Genomic DNA, 14873 nt, shown 5'->3' with positions numbered 1-14873 from the left:
CCATGAAGCTCAAGTTGACTCTGCTGGCAGCCGCCATAAGCGCGCTGGCCATGACAGGTTGTGACCAAAAACAATCCGCTGAAACGCCAGAGACCCAGTCCACTGCAACGACGGAAGCAGCCCCAGCCACGAATAAGTCCACCGATACTCAATCCGGCGTCAATGGAACAGAAGGCAATGCTGAAGTCATTGCCAAGACCAATGAGCTATTTGAAGAGCAATTCCAGACCCACCTCAAACGCAGCCCGGAATTCAAGACATTCCTCGGTATGAAAGAGGATTACGGCAAGTGGGACGACATTTCCCCGCGCTTTGAAAAAGAAACCCACGAGATCAACAAGCGACAACTGGAAACGCTGAAGAAAATTGACCCGAACCAGCTCGACGACGCCACCCGCCTGTCTCTTGAGCTGGCCGTTCGCAACCTGGAGCAGGACATTGAAAGCTGGAAGTGGCGCCTGCACACCTACCCGGTCAATCAGATGTACGCCGCTCACACCAGCGTGGCATCGCTGCTGATCAACCAACACCGGATTAGCGATGTCTCCGATGCGGAGGCCTACATCTCCCGCCTGAACGGCTTGCCCGCTTATTTCGATCAGCTCATCGAAAACCTGAAAGAGCGCGCCGACAAAGGTGTGATCGTTCCCAAATTCGTATTCCCCTACATTATCAGTGACGGGGAAAACCTGATTACCGGTGCACCGTATGACGACGGTAAAGACAGCACCCTCTACGCCGACTTTAAAGGCAAAGTGGACAAGCTGGAAATCAGCGATGAGGAGAAATCCGCGCTGATTGAAACGGCGAAGTCCGCCATGCTGGAGAGCGTCAAACCCGCCTACGAAAACCTGATCAGCTACCTCGGTGAGCTCGAGAAAAAAGCCACCACCGACGACGGTGCCTGGAAACTGCCTGATGGCGACAAGTTTTATCAGCACCGCCTGAACGTCTACACCACCACCGATATGACCGCCGATGAAATTCACCAGAAAGGTCTGGAGGAAGTGGAGCGTATTCACAATGAAATGCGCGAGATCATGAAAAAGGTGAAGTTTGAAGGCAACCTGCAGGAATTCTTCGAATTCATGCGTACCGACGAACAGTTCTATTACCCGGAAACCGAAGAAGGCAAGCAACGCTATCTGAATGAAGCCACAGCTCTGATCGACACCATGAAGGGGCGCCTGGACGAGCTGTTTATCACCAAGCCCAAAGCAGATCTGATCGTGAAGGCGGTAGAGCCGTTCCGCGAAAAATCCGCCGGTAAAGCTTTCTACCAGCGCCCCGCACCGGATGGATCACGCCCGGGTATCTACTACGCCAACCTGTACAAAATGAGCAGCATGCCGGTGTATCAGATGGAGGCGCTGGCCTACCACGAAGGGATTCCCGGCCACCATATGCAGCTGTCCATTATGCAGGAACTGGAGAATGTACCCAGCTTCCGCAAGTTCGGTGGTTACACCGCCTACACCGAAGGCTGGGGACTCTACTCCGAGCTGGTACCCAAGGAGATCGGTTTCTACCAGGACCCCTACTCCGACTTCGGACGCCTCGCCATGGAACTGTGGCGCGCCTGCCGCTTGGTCGTGGATACCGGCATGCACAGCAAGAAGTGGACACGCGAAGAAACCATTGACTGGCTGGCTGAAAATAGCCCCAACCCCCACGGGGACGTGGTAAAAGCCATCGAGCGTTATATCGTGATGCCGGGACAGGCCACCGCGTACAAGATCGGTATGATGAAGATTGTGGAGCTGCGCGAAAATGCCAAGCAGGCCCTGGGCGACGACTTCGATATCCGTGAATTCCACGATGTGGTACTGGCGAACGGGGCTGTGCCGCTGGATGTACTGGAGGAACTGGTAAACAACTGGGTGGCAGAGAAAAAAGGAAACTGACCCCAAGTCTGAAACCAAGAACTTCTAAAGCCGAGACAAGCCGGGACGGTAACGCCCCGGCTTTTCTTTTATGCGCTCTTTTAATTCACCGAGCGCAATTTACAATAGTGCCGCGCCTGCAAGCGGGAATAGCTGGCGATAACAACAAGAACTGGATCTGACTGGAATACGCAAATGGATTTTCGGCTTTTCAAACTCCCCCTGTGGTTGCTTGCCGGTGGCGGGCTGGTACTGACCGGTTGCACGCTCGCGCACAAGCTGTTCGAACCTAATATCACCAGCGAAGAAATCGTCGAGGTGCGCTATCTGGACCAGGGTTGGTCAGCTGAAGATCGCCAGCTTTTTTACAATACCCCCCAGGGTACAGAACTGCAGGGGCTGCATTTCGCCTGGCTGCAGGCACTGGAGCTTCCCTTTTCCAAAGAAAAACTGGCGAGCGCAGACAACATGCGCGGCTGGGGTTTTATCATCGACCCTACACATAGCCCCAGGTCCGATGCCGGCGCAGTCTACCCGGTGGGAATGGGCAGCCACAGGAACCCCGAGGACAATTCTCAGCGTCTGGACCTGGGCTGCGCTCTCTGCCATACCGGCGAACTGCACTACCGGGGCACCGCCCTGCGTATTGACGGCGGCCAGGCTATTCACGGCATGTCTACCAGCGACTTCGGTGAATTTATCCACTCCCTCGGTGCTACTACTGCTGAAATGCAGGTCAACCTGTTGAAGTGGAACCGCTTCGCCGATGAGGTCGCCGGCGAGGATAAAGACGCGCGCGCGCAGCTGCGAAGAGATTTCGCCGCATTCCGAGAACGCTTTTTCGAATTCGCCAAAGGACCGGGCCGGGATAAAAACTTCCCGGTTGCAGAAGGTCGCGGCCGCACCGATGCGGTGGGCCGAATCGGCAACGTGGTCTTCGGCTACAACCTGGGAATTGAACAGAACTATCAAGAGGCCAACGCCCCGGTCAGCTACCCCTTTTTGTGGGACATCTGGCGCTTCGACTGGGTGCAATACACCGGGTTTACCAATCAGGCCATGGCCCGCAACGTAGGAGAGGCCCTGGGCGTTATGGCCCCGGTCAAACTGATCGACGAAGCCGGGGCACTGTTACCGGAAGGGGAATTCGGTCAGTCGACGATTGATGTGCAGGGAATGCAGTGTATTGAAACTACCCTGCGCAAGTTGCGGCCACCCAAGTGGCCCGAAGATGTGCTTGGGGAAATTGATATCGCCCGCGCCCGCGAAGGTAAAGACCTGTTTGCCGATCAGTGCGCCCACTGCCATGGCCCCCACATCTCCCAGCCCTATCAATGGGCGCTGGCCGCAGGCCCCGACGACAATCCGGCCAGCCAGCGCGACGTAAACTGGCAATGGGATATGTCCGGACAGGTGGACTACGGAGCAGATAACCGCCCGGTACGCCAGGATTGGCGGGAGTCCATCTGGGCCATCCCCTGGATTGATGTCAGCGTGATCGGCACTGACCCGACCGCAGCGAACAACTTTGTTGAACACACTTTCGATCCTGGCCCCTTGGTCCCACGCGACCCGACAGATCCGAACGATGCCAGCAACCGTCGCGTAAACGCGGGAGATGGCTTGCAGCTACTGATCAATAAGCTGGTGCCGGTACTGTACGAAAACCGCGAAATTTCCAGTGACGGCAACGCAATCGCCGACTACGACGGGTTAAACGTACCCTTCCGCATCGTCAACAAAGCGGCGTACAAAGCACGTCCACTGCACGGGGTCTGGGCCACGCCACCCTTTTTACACAATGGATCGGTTCCCAGCATATACGACCTGCTATCTCCCAAAGAAGCGCGACCGGTGCGATTTGGCGTTGGCCACCGGGAATTCAATCCACAGAAACTGGGTTACGTTACCGACATGCGCCCGGGTAACTTTGAATTTGATACAAGCGAAACCGGCAACAGCAACAGCGGACATCAGTTCACCGATGCAGATGTACCTGGGCGTATCGGCAGGCGCTTTAAAGAGAGCGAACGCCTGGCGCTCATCGAGTACCTGAAGATTATGGGTAACCCGGATTATTCCGAGCGTCTCGGGGGAGATCCGCAGAATTGGGCCCAATACCCCGAGCCACCGGCCAGTGCAATTGGTGAGCAGGCGTGCAAGCCCTACCGCCACAGTAGCAAACCGCTACTGGCCGACCGTGTCCACAGTGGGGAGGCGGGCCAGTGAAGCCGTATAAGATTTTGATCGCCGCGGTGGCACTGTGCGCGCAGCCACTTCTCGCAAGTGAACCAACCGCGAATACCGGGCTCCCGGTTACCGATCCCCCGACACTGGAACTGGATACCCTCGGAATGAACATCTCCGCAGACGAACGAGCGGCCATTGCCTCTGCGATCCAGTCGGCCCGTGAAATTTCCGCAGCCGCTCACAAGCTCAACAGTCCCGCGCACGGAAATCACTACCGCCGCGATGCCCACGCCAAGGCAACCGGTTGCCTGCGCGCCGAATTTGAGATTAACGGCGATATCCCTGCGCGCTTTCAGCACTCTGTATTTTCTACGCCCGGACGCAGTTACCGGGCCTGGATCCGTTTCTCTAATGGGGATATGCAGGTGCAGCCCGACGGCCAGGGGGACGCCCGGGGAATGGCGATAAAGGTGATGAATGCCGACGGCGCACCAATCGCTCCGGAGTTACGACGGGATGAAACCCTGAACCAGGATTTCATCATGACCAACACCCCGGCGTTTTTTAATCGCAACATTTTCGACTACGCCGAAAACATGCAGTACCTGGCAAAGCTGGACCGGAGCGGTTGGTTTTTCGGACTTTGGCCGCCGCGCCTGCGCCCGACAGAAATGTGGCGGGCCTACCAGACGGTATCATCCACCATCGATACCCCATTGGCCGAGCAGTACTTTTCCATGCTGCCCTACCGCCTGGGCCAAACACCGTTAAAGTTTTCCACACGCCCCTGTGCTGGCAGCGATTTTTCGCGGGCACGCGCCAACGAACACAGAGGGGGAAATTACCTTACCGAACAAATGGGCCGCGCCCTCGAAGCCGGAAGTGCCTGTTTCGACTTTCTAGTACAGCCGCGAGTGAAGGGTGCCACAGAGTCAGAAATGCCCCTGGATGACGGCACGGCAATCTGGGAAGAATCGGCATCACCGTTTATTCCTGTTGCGCGCATACATATTCCGCCACAGGAATTCACCCACGCGACGCAACAGGCCTTTTGCGAAAACCTGTCGATGAACCCCTGGCGGGGAGTGGGGGAATGGGAACCACTGGGCAGCCTGAATCGCGCACGCCGACTGGTATATCACGCAGTATCGGATTTTCGACACAGCCGCAATAACGCGCCGCAGCGGGAACCCGATAGTTGGTGTATCCCGGAGTCCGGAGCGCCGTGCCCCGCCGCTCAGGGACTCAATATCCAAAAACCGCGCTGGCCACTGCCGCGCTGTTTCGACAGGCATTTTTCCCCCGAAAATGGCGCTGTAGACAGCCAGTGCGATGGATACGGTGCACTCAGATATTGAGCACCTGTTTGACAAAGGGAATGGTGATTTTGCGCTGAGCCTGGAGCGAAGCGCGATCGAGCTGCTCAAGCAGCGTGAACAGGGCGCGCGTATTGCGCGGCGCGCGGTGCAGAATGTATTGCGCCACATCCTCCGGCAGATCAAATCCGCGCAGCTTGCTGCGACGCACCAGTGCCGCAATCTTGTCGCTATCACTCAGGGGATGTAACTGAAAGGTAAGTCCCCACTGCAGGCGGGATTTCAGGTCGGCCAGGGTCAGCGGCAATCCCCGGGGGGACTGCCGCGCTCCCAGCAGCAGCTGTTTGCCGCTGTCTCGCAGGCGGTTGTAGAGGTGAAACAGGGCGGTTTGCCAGTCGGTACGCCCTTCGATCTGCTGCAGGTCGTCGATACAGACCAAATCCAGGCACTCCAGCCCCTCGACGATGGCTTCCGGGTCGTTGTCGATCAGGTCCACCAGGGGGAGATACTGGAAACTTCGGCCGCTCGCCTCAGCGACCTGGCATGCAGACTGCAGCAGGTGCGTTACGCCACTTCCGGGCTCGCCCCACAGATACACCACCTGCTCGGGGCTCTGCCCGCACGCAAAGGTATGCAGCATACCCACGACCTGGCGGTTGCCGTCATCGGGGGACTGGAAAAAATTGGCGAAGGTCGCGTCGTCCCTCAGGGAAACACCCAGGGGTAACTGCTGAGGAACTCCGCCGGATTGGCTACTACCAGACACAGTTTGTTACTGCCAGCTGTAACGCAGAGGGTTCTGGGCGCTGCCGAGCGGCGCGCGATAACCGTTCAGGTCAACCAGTCCCTCATCGCGCGCCAGTTGCAGATTGCGGTTCAGTGCCAGCACATTCTGCAGGGTCTGCAGCTGGGTGCTGGAAGTCAGAGCCAGCATTAGGCGATCACCGTCCACCGCCAGTACCTCGGCACTACTGACCTGGGCCAGCCCCTGAAGATATTTGGTCGCATCGGAATACTGGGCGAAGCTGCGAACGCCGGAAATCTCCACCATAACCGCACTGGCCACCCCGGTATCGGAGCTGTGCACCGCGTAACGCTCTGCCAGCAGGTTCGCTGCCTCGTTCACCCCCCGCAGGGCCACTTCTTCCATGGAGATACCGCTGGCATCAAAAGCGTAGCTGCGGCCACCGTGGATCAGCAGCCAGTTCGCCTGCCAGCGCTGCCCGGAGGTCTGTAACAGGCGGCCCATCAGGGTAGCATCCGGACGATAGCGTACGCCGGCACGCTCCGCCGCACTCTCATCCTGGGCCCACAGGCTGCCCAGGGGCATATTGCGCTGGTCATTCAGGTCCATGACCGGAAAGTCGAGGGGCAGACCCCGCTCCATGGCGAGACCGTCCAGCAGTCCAAAAAGCTCGGGGTAATCTTCCTGACGCAGGGAGTCACGGCCAGATTGCAGGGTGTCCACCGCCATCCACACCAGTGTGCCCGGACGGTTGTTCGGCCACAGTGGCAACTGGAGCTTGTGCACCAGGTCGTTCACCGCCTGCGGATCGAAGGTCAGGTGCAGGTACAACTGGTTGTTGTCGCTGTCGTAACGGTAGCTCTGCACAAACTTCTGGGACTGTGCAAGAACTGGCGCGACCTTGGGGTTGTTGGCGATGTTCTGGTCACCAGTGACTCGCACGAAAACACGCTCGAGGCCACGCACCGTGGCAGCAGTGCGGTCGGTTGTGCCGCGGCTGGCAACGGCCTCACTCACATCGTAGAGATCCGGCATTACCCGCGCACTGGCGGGCGGGGTCATCAGCGTTGCCGACATTACTGCCAACAACAGCGCAAAACAGAGCAGTGCGCGGGGGGTTATGGTCAATGGCATTGGCTCTCAGTCCCCTTTTACCTCTTTTATATGTATCTGACGCCCGGAGAGACCTGGTTCGGCCGGGCATTACGGCCGGCAGCGGTCGATGACACGGTGCGTTCCTGCGCCGGAGACGGACCCCCGACAGTCAATTACCGGCTATTGTATCAGTGTCGGCTGTTTCTCCCAGCCTTCAGTTCGCACATTCAGGTAATTTTCTACTAGAATACGCGCCCTTCCAATTAGGCCCTTATCAGGTTGAACCATGAGCGACTCCAAGCCGAACTCCTCCAGCCCCTCCCTCAGCTACAAAGACGCCGGTGTCGACATCGACGCAGGTAATGCCCTGGTTGAGCGTATCAAGCATGTGGCCAAGCGCACCACGCGCCCGGAAGTCATGGGCGGATTGGGCGGTTTCGGCGCCCTGTGCGAACTGCCCAGCGGCTACAAGCAGCCGGTTCTGGTAAGCGGCACCGATGGTGTGGGCACCAAACTGCGCCTGGCCATGGACCTGGGCATCCACGACACCATCGGAATCGACCTGGTGGCCATGTGTGTGAACGACCTGGTGGTTGCCGGTGCCGAGCCCCTGTTCTTCCTCGACTACTACGCCACCGGCAAGCTGAATGTGGACATCGCCGCCGACGTGGTAACCGGCATCGGCAAAGGCTGTGAGCTGGCGGGTGCGGCCCTGGTGGGCGGTGAGACCGCGGAAATGCCCGGCATGTACGAGGGCGAAGATTACGACCTGGCGGGCTTCTGCGTGGGCGTGGTGGAAAAATCCGAGATCATCGATGGCAGCAAGGTCCAGACCGGCGACAAGCTGATCGGCCTCGGCGCCTCCGGCCCCCACTCCAATGGCTACTCCCTGATCCGCAAGGTTCTGGAGATCAGCGGTGCCGACCTGAACAAAGACCTGGAAGGCAAAACCCTGGCCGAGTCACTGATGGCACCGACCCGCATCTATGTAAAGAGCCTGCTGGCGCTGATGAAGGAAGTGCAGGTCAACGCGCTGAGCCACATCACCGGTGGCGGCCTGCTGGAAAACCTGCCACGGGTACTGCCAGACAACGCCCGTGCAGTGATCGATACCAAGAGCTGGGACTTGCCACCGGTATTCCGCTGGCTCCAGGAAGCAGGCAACATCGAAGGCCGCGAAATGTACCGCACCTTTAACTGCGGTGTGGGCATGGTGATCTGTGTGCCCGCGGCCGAAGCCGACAAAGCCGTGGCCAAACTCAAACAATTGGGCGAAGACGCCTTTATCGTCGGCAGCATTGAAGCCGCTAACGGTGGCGAAGCTGTCGAGCTGGCGGGCCTGTAATCCCCGATGCCCAGCAGCACCATGTCGCCCACCGACAAATCAACTCCACCGCAGAAATGCCGCGCCGTTGTTCTCATCTCCGGCAGCGGCAGCAACCTGCAGACGTTTCTCGATGCCGCGGCCGGCGGTGACGCCGACTATTCCGTGGAAGCCGTCATCAGCAACAAGGCCGACGCTTACGGGCTGACCCGCGCGCAGAACGCCGGTGTACCCACCGAGGTGCTGAGCCACCGGGATTTCAGCGACCGCGACAGCTTTGATCAGGCAATGGTCAAGCTGATTGACGGCTATGCGCCCGATTTGGTGATTCTCGCCGGCTTCATGCGCATTCTGACACCGGAATTTGTTCGTCACTTCAGTGGCCGCCTGTTGAACATTCACCCCTCTTTGTTGCCCAAGTACCAGGGCCTGCACACCCACCAGCGCGCGCTGGACGCCGGCGACGAAGAGCACGGTGCCACCGTGCACTTTGTTACCGAGGAACTGGATGGCGGCCCACCCATTTTGCAGGCCGCAGTCCCCATTGAGGCCGGTGACACCGCGGAAACCCTTGCACAGCGCGTGCTGGTGCAGGAACATAAAATCTATCCGCTGGTAGCAAGCTGGTTTGCCCAGGGGCGCCTGCGCATGGTGGGTGATCGCACCGAGCTGGATGGTGAACTGCTCCCGCGCAGCGGAAAACGGTTGTAGGCCGGACTGCTAGACTTCCGGCCTGACACCCAATCCCGAAAGAATGGAAGTCGAAAATAAGGCCGGAGGTTGTCCCTTGAATCGTATCGCCGCTGTTACTGCTTCAATTTCATTATTTGTTTCTGCCCTTTTTTACAGTCTGTTGAGCCACGCCGAAAGTGGACAGGGTGCCGCCACCCCGCCTGCTCCCCAGGTACTGACTCCCTTTACTGCCATCTACGAAGCCGAGTTCAGCGGCTTTGCCGTTAAAGCCGAGCGCAAGTTAAGCGGTAGTCCACAAAGTTGGCGCCTGGATTTCTCCGCACACTCCATGTTCGCAAAGATCGAAGAGTACTCCCGCTTCGCACAGCAAGGCACACAGCTCTCCCCACAACACTACGACTATCAGAAATCCGGTTTGGGCCGCGATCGTCACACTGCGCTGAGCTTTGAGGACGGTGGCAAACGCATCCTGAACATCTACGACAAATCCCGCAGCATCGAAAATGCCCCGCTCCACACTCAGGACAAAATCAGTTACCAGCTGCAGCTGGCAATGGATGTCGCCGGCGGAAAAACGCCATTGAAATACCAGGTTGCCGATGGCAAGAAAATTCGCGACTACGAGTTTGAGGTGGCGGGCGAAGAAACCATCAACACCCCGATGGGCAAGGTAAGAACGGTGAAGGTTCAGCGAGTGCGTGGCAAAGATGCGGATCGCGTCACCAATATCTGGTTTGCGCCGGAATGGAATTACGCACTGGTAAAACTGATGCAGCGTGAAGAAAATGGCAAAAGCTACCAGATCACCCTGACCAAATTATCCATCGACGGAAAAGAAGTCAGCGCAAAAAAATAATTAGAAAATTTTTTCACATCTCCTAAAAAAATTTACGACAACCCGTAGATTTTTCCGCTACAGGCCACTATAAAGTCGTCGCATTCTCCCCGTGCGTAAAATTCGCACTGCTAGAATCAAGCTACTGGGAATTTGTTTGCTTGAAGCAAAAACTTTCTGGAAAAGCTTCTTCGCCAGTATTGGGCCAAATTCCCGCTGGCATAATTTTCAGCAAAAGAGTGGGATCTCATGACTATCAAAACTCTGCGCAAGGCCGCGTTAGCGGCAGCAATCTGTTCCGCATCCAGCGGCGCCATGGCTGCTGGCTTTGCACTTCAGGAATCCAGTGTCAGCGGCCTTGGCCGCGCTTATGCCGCCGAAAACACCGTCGGCGACAACGCCGCCATTCTCGCCCGTAACCCTGCAGGCTCAGCACTGTTCGACCGTATCACCATCACTGGTGGTTTCAACTACGTTGACCCAAATATCGATGCCGCAGGCTACACCCAGTTTTTCGCCCAAACGCCCAATGGCGAGTTTCCTCTGACTGAACCGCTCTACCAACAGGCCAAAGACTACGCCACCGATGCATTCGTGCCATTCGCTTACATTGCGGTACCTTTTGATGACTGTTGGTCATTCGGTTTTGCAATGAACGCCGATTACGGTCTTGAAACCGACTTCGATTCCGACTGGCTGGTAACGCACATTTCCGACAAAACGGAACTGCTGACCGTTAATCTCGCGCCGTCTGTGGCGTACAACTACCGTGACGTATTCAGCGTGGGCGTATCTGTAAACTTTCTGTACGCGGACGCCACGCTGAACACCAAAGTTCCTAACGATTTTCCTGTGGATCCATCACTTTCCAATGCCAAGATCCTTCATGCCAACGGTAATGACTGGGATACCAGCTGGGCAATCGGTGCTCTATGGAACATTACCGATCGCACCCGCGTCGGAATATCCTATCAAGGCGAGTTCAATCCCAAGCTTGATGCAAATGTCGATTCAGATCTTCTGCCAGCCTTGGACAACGCCGGTAATATTATCGGTACGTTCGACAACGAGCCTGCTGACCTGACCCTGGACCTTCCAGATGTCGCAGAAATTGGTCTTTACCACCGCTTCAACAACGAGTGGGGCCTGGCAGTAGGCGCCACCTGGACCGACTGGGACGACTTCGAACGCCTGGAAGCCTTCTTCCCCGATCAGACCGTTGGCGGCGAGCCCTATCTGCCGTACAACCCACTGCACATCAAGGAAGAAAACTTCAAGAGCGGCTGGCGCTACAGCGTGGGCCTGGAATACTACCCGTGCGAAGAAGTGACCTGGCGCATGGGCTACGCCTATGACGAGGGTGCCGCTCGCGACGGTCTTTACACCGAAGAAAGCGAACTGGTGGGCCGCGACATCACCTGGCGCACCCTCTCCATCCCGGACAATGATCGCCAGTGGGTGACCTTCGGCGGTACTTACGAATTCAACAATCAGTTGAGCATCGACGGTGGTCTCGCCTATATCTGGGGTGACGACGCGCCCATTCAGGAATTCTCCAGCTTGCCGGTACCGGCACTGGGTGGTGCACTCAACACCTACTTTGACGGTGGCACCACCAATCTTGAAGCCTGGATTGCAGGTGTAGGCCTGAACTACAGCTTCTGATCCGAAGCACTGGATTAGAAACGCTGCAGAAAAGGCCGGGTGGCGACACCCGGCCTTTTTTGTTGCTTCACGGTAATGCCTGCGCACCAAAACGAACCCGGTTCGCGCACTGAATGTGCACTCTGGCAGATGCTCGCACTATCGCAACCCGTGCTGATTTGCCATCAGCCGGACGAAATCACCACCCTTCCGGCGTCAAAAACAACTCCTGACAGTAAAGGACTTACCACTGTGTGAAAAACGACAACGGTCACACCTGACACACTTCCTGATACTTCGCACAGAGACAAAAGCACATTGAAATACAACAACTTACATTACCCTCATGTGCTCTTTCCCCCTGCCAACACCTTACATCCCGGACGCGAGATCTACACCGCATCCCACAGCCACGTCAGAAAAGTTGGCACGGACCCTGCAATACGACATTCAACAGCGATCAATTCCGTCAGCACGACGCCGCACCAGGAAAGATCGCCAAAATAGAATAATTTCCGTTGATTGATTAAGCCGGCAACGGCCTTACAGAAAACAGTCTGGCAACGCGTAAGCGTGTGCCCTTGAGCAGAGGCGCTCACCAACCCCGTCATTAGCGACAGGATGTTGGTGAGCGCTTTTTTTTGCGGTGCAATTTTTCACTCGCCGCATCCACTGCTCCAAACGGAAGAAAAAAGACCAAATATCTCGTTAAAACTTGGAGCAAATAATCATGAACTGGAACAAGCCGTTTAAAACACTTGCCGCCTCGCTGGTACTGGCCGTGGGCTTCAGCATTGCACCCGCTACAGCGGAAGAACTGGGCTATCCGGAAAAAGAAGAACTCACCTTCGGTTTTATCAAGCTCACGGACATGGCCCCCATCGCCATCGCCTACGAAAAAGGCTTTTTTGAAGATGAAGGCCTGTACGTCACCATCGAGGCCCAGGCCAACTGGAAAGTGCTACTGGACGGCGTGATCGACGGCCGACTTGACGGCGCACACATGCTCGCGGGCCAGCCCATTGCCGCCACCATGGGCTTCGGCACCAAAGCCGACATCATCACCCCCTTCTCCATGGATCTGAACGGCAATGGCATCACCGTATCCAATGCCATCTGGGAAGAGATGAAGCCGAATATTCCCAAGATGGAAGACGGCCGCCCGGTGCACCCGATCAAGGCCGATGCACTGAAGCCCGTCGTGGAAAAATACAAAGCCGATGGCAAGCCCTTCAAAATGGGCATGGTATTCCCGGTATCCACCCACAACTATGAGCTGCGCTACTGGCTGGCCGCGGGCGGTATCCACCCCGGCTTCTACGCACCGCACAAGGGCGACACCTCAGGACAGATTGATGCCGACGCCCTGCTCTCGGTAACCCCGCCACCGCAAATGCCGGCCACCCTGGAAGCCGGCACCATCTACGGCTACTGCGTGGGCGAACCCTGGAACCAGCAGGCGGTATTCAAGGACATCGGCGTTCCGGTGGTGACCGACTACGAGATCTGGAAAGACAATCCGGAAAAAGTCTTCGGCATCACCAAAGAGTTCGCCGAGAAATACCCCAACACCACCGTACGTGTCACCCGCGCCCTGATCCGCGCCGCCATGTGGCTGGATGAGAACAACAACGCAAACCGTCCGGAAGCCGTGAAGATCCTGTCCCAGTCCAACTATGTGGGTGCGGACTACGACGTGATCGCCAACAGTATGACCGGCACCTTCGAATACGAGAAAGGTGACAAGCGCGAAGTGCCCGACTTCAACGTCTTCTTCCGCTACAACGCCACCTATCCCTACTACTCCGATGCCATCTGGTACCTCACTCAGATGCGTCGCTGGGGCCAGATTTCTGAAGACAAGCCGGACGAGTGGTACAAGGAACTGGCAGCGAAAGTGTACCGCCCGGACATTTATGCCGCCGCCGCCAATTCCCTGATCGAAGAAAAGCTAGCCTCTGCGGAGCAGTTCCCGGACTTCAATACCGAAGACGGCTTCCGCAACCCGCAGACCCACTTTATCGACGGCATCGTCTACAACGGCCAGAAGCCCAATGAATATATCGAGAAGTTCCCCATTGGCCTGAAGTCCGGACAGAAGCTGTAAAACTCAACCTGTGTGCAGAGGGAACAGGAATGAATACCACCACTGTGAATGCCGAAAAATTACCGGGCTTCAAACTGCCGCCGCCGAGCGAAGTCTTTAACGGAACCCTGGTCAGCGGCGCCATTCGGCTGGTCGCGCTACCGCTGGCCGGCATCCTCGCTTTCCTGCTGCTGTGGTCCATTACCGCACAGAATATCGATACCTCCCTGGGTAAATTCCCGGGCCCCGCCGCCGTAATGGAGCAGTTCAACTCCCTGCACGACGAACATCAACGTTCGCGGGAAAAGGAGCAGGCGTTTTACGAGCGTCAGGAAAAACGCAACGCAGAGCGTGTGGCGAAAGACCCGAGCTACAAGCCGAAGATCCGCGCTTACACCGGCAAGGAAACCTTCCTCGACCAGATTTTTACCAGCCTGGTAACCGTGATGAGTGGCTTTCTGCTGGCCGTCGCCATCGCCATCCCACTGGGTATCGCCATCGGTCTCAGCAAAACCCTGAGCAGTGCCATCAATCCGATTATTCAGGTGTTCAAGCCGGTTTCACCTCTGGCCTGGCTGCCGCTGGTCACCATGGTGGTTTCCGCTTTATACGCGACACCTGATCCAGTGGTGGCCAAATCCTTCCTGGTGTCTCTGATCACCGTCACCCTGTGCTGCCTGTGGCCCATGGTGATCAACACCGCGGTGGGTGTAGCCGGTATCGACAAAGACCTGGTGAATGTGAGCAAGGTACTGCGTCTGCCGGCCCTGCGCCATGTGCAGAAAATTGTGTTGCCCGCTTCCGTACCGATGATTTTTACCGGTATGCGCCTGTCCCTGGGCGTGGCCTGGATGGTACTGATCGCTGCAGAAATGCTGGCGCAAAACCCCGGCCTCGGAAAGTTTGTGTGGGACGAATTCCAGAACGGCAGTTCCAATTCCCTCGCCCGCATTATGGCCGCGGTACTGGTAATCGGCTTTATCGGCTTCCTGCTGGACCGCGGCATGCTCGCCCTGCAGAAAGTGGTCTCCTGGGACAAATCGGCCAATCAGTAAGACAGTC

Annotated in this window: 11 protein-coding genes; 9 read left to right on the top strand and 2 right to left on the bottom strand. The window is 57.1% G+C overall.

Annotated features, from left to right (window positions below; all coding sequences use genetic code 11):
* The first annotated feature begins 2 nt into the window (after positions 1 to 2).
* The 3 genes from ACXAG1_RS14735 (at position 3) to ACXAG1_RS14725 (ending at position 5431) form a co-directional block, all read left to right on the top strand.
* Positions 3 to 1904, top strand: a complete 1902-nt coding sequence (locus tag ACXAG1_RS14735) for a DUF885 domain-containing protein (RefSeq protein ID WP_475093529.1) — start codon at positions 3 to 5, stop codon at positions 1902 to 1904.
* A 174-nt stretch (positions 1905 to 2078) separates the two neighbouring features.
* Entirely contained in the window at positions 2079 to 4112 is a 2034-nt protein-coding gene (locus ACXAG1_RS14730; RefSeq protein ID WP_475120114.1) for a di-heme-cytochrome C peroxidase, read from the top strand.
* Positions 4109 to 5431 carry a catalase family protein gene (locus ACXAG1_RS14725; RefSeq protein ID WP_475093531.1) on the top strand — a complete coding sequence of 441 codons (1323 nt, stop codon included), beginning with the start codon at positions 4109 to 4111 and terminating at the stop codon, positions 5429 to 5431. Before ACXAG1_RS14730 ends, ACXAG1_RS14725 begins: the two co-directional genes overlap by 4 nt.
* Here ACXAG1_RS14725 and hda read toward each other — a convergent pair.
* The gene (gene hda / locus ACXAG1_RS14720; RefSeq protein ID WP_475093532.1) at positions 5421 to 6155 is read right to left on the bottom strand and encodes a DnaA regulatory inactivator Hda; all 735 of its coding nucleotides are present in this window, start codon (positions 6153 to 6155) and stop codon (positions 5421 to 5423) included. The genes ACXAG1_RS14725 and hda overlap by 11 nt on opposite strands.
* Before the next feature lie 6 nt (positions 6156 to 6161).
* Positions 6162 to 7268: a DUF2066 domain-containing protein gene (locus tag ACXAG1_RS14715; protein WP_475120113.1), complete on the bottom strand. Its 1107-nt coding sequence runs from the start codon at positions 7266 to 7268 to the stop codon at positions 6162 to 6164.
* Positions 7269 to 7515: 247 nt separating this feature from the next.
* Here ACXAG1_RS14715 and purM point away from each other — a divergent pair, with 247 nt between their 5' ends.
* From purM to ACXAG1_RS14685, 6 genes are all read left to right on the top strand, one after another.
* Positions 7516 to 8574: a phosphoribosylformylglycinamidine cyclo-ligase gene (gene purM, locus ACXAG1_RS14710; RefSeq protein WP_475093534.1), complete on the top strand. Its 1059-nt coding sequence runs from the start codon at positions 7516 to 7518 to the stop codon at positions 8572 to 8574.
* 6 nt (positions 8575 to 8580) lie between these two features.
* Positions 8581 to 9264 (top strand): phosphoribosylglycinamide formyltransferase, encoded by a 684-nt coding sequence (gene purN / locus ACXAG1_RS14705; RefSeq protein ID WP_475120112.1) that lies wholly within the window; start codon positions 8581 to 8583, stop codon positions 9262 to 9264.
* A 142-nt stretch (positions 9265 to 9406) separates the two neighbouring features.
* Positions 9407 to 10102, top strand: coding sequence for a DUF3108 domain-containing protein (locus tag ACXAG1_RS14700; protein WP_475120111.1), 696 nt, complete (start codon positions 9407 to 9409; stop codon positions 10100 to 10102).
* A 228-nt stretch (positions 10103 to 10330) separates the two neighbouring features.
* Complete coding sequence (locus ACXAG1_RS14695; protein WP_475093537.1) at positions 10331 to 11746, top strand: OmpP1/FadL family transporter; 1416 nt, start codon at positions 10331 to 10333, stop codon at positions 11744 to 11746.
* A gap of 709 nt (positions 11747 to 12455) precedes the next feature.
* Positions 12456 to 13832, top strand: a complete 1377-nt coding sequence (locus ACXAG1_RS14690) for a CmpA/NrtA family ABC transporter substrate-binding protein (protein ID WP_475120110.1) — start codon at positions 12456 to 12458, stop codon at positions 13830 to 13832.
* Positions 13833 to 13861: 29 nt separating this feature from the next.
* Positions 13862 to 14866 carry an ABC transporter permease gene (locus ACXAG1_RS14685; protein WP_475120109.1) on the top strand — a complete coding sequence of 335 codons (1005 nt, stop codon included), beginning with the start codon at positions 13862 to 13864 and terminating at the stop codon, positions 14864 to 14866.
* Positions 14867 to 14873: the final 7 nt, after the last annotated feature.

The sequence above is a fragment of the Microbulbifer sp. ABE4_465 genome (assembly GCF_056160765.1).
Note: the sequence above shows the minus strand (reverse complement) of the source record. Positions and strands in the feature narration are given on the sequence as shown.